The sequence below is a fragment of the Kurthia sp. Dielmo genome (assembly GCF_000307285.2).
Taxonomy (GTDB): domain Bacteria; phylum Bacillota; class Bacilli; order Bacillales_A; family Planococcaceae; genus Kurthia; species Kurthia populi.
In genome coordinates, this window is sequence record NZ_CAEP01000207.1 from 1 (window position 1) to 447 (window position 447).

At 40.9% G+C, this 447-nt stretch carries 2 tRNA genes and 1 rRNA gene; all 3 read right to left on the reverse strand.

The annotated features are described in order from the left end of the window. Positions 1 to 53: 53 nt before the first annotated feature. The 3 genes from KTHG_RS00250 to rrf all read right to left on the reverse strand — a co-directional run bounded on the left by KTHG_RS00250 (position 54) and on the right by rrf (position 373). Positions 54 to 145 (reverse strand) — tRNA-Ser (locus tag KTHG_RS00250). 15 nt (positions 146 to 160) lie between these two features. Beyond that, a tRNA-Asn gene (locus KTHG_RS00255) sits at positions 161 to 237 on the reverse strand. 20 nt (positions 238 to 257) lie between these two features. After that, a 5S ribosomal RNA gene (gene rrf, locus KTHG_RS00260) occupies positions 258 to 373 on the reverse strand. Positions 374 to 447: the final 74 nt, after the last annotated feature.

A 447-nucleotide genomic window follows, 5' to 3' on the forward strand; every position in this document is an offset into this window, starting at 1 on the left:
CAGAAATCTTTTAATTTCTATATATAAATAAGTTCTGAGTGTCGTGAAGAATATGGCGGAGAGTAAGGGATTTGAACCCTTGAGACAGGTGTACCCGCCTACACGATTTCCAATCGTGCTCCTTCGGCCACTCGGACAACTCTCCGAGAAATCATAATAATGGCTCCGCTGACAGGACTCGAACCTGTGACCCTCTGATTAACAGTCAGATGCTGCTACCAACTGAGCTACAGCGGAATAGTAAAAAAAGAATTACAGCCTAGCGACGTTCTACTCTCGCAGGGGGAAACCCCCAACTACCATCGACGCTAAAGAGCTTAACTTCTGTGTTCGGCATGGGAACAGGTGTGACCTCTTTGCCATCATCACTAGACTATTTTCTTTAAGAACAAAAATAATTATATCATTTAATAATAATAAGTCAACACTTTTTTATTATGATAAAAT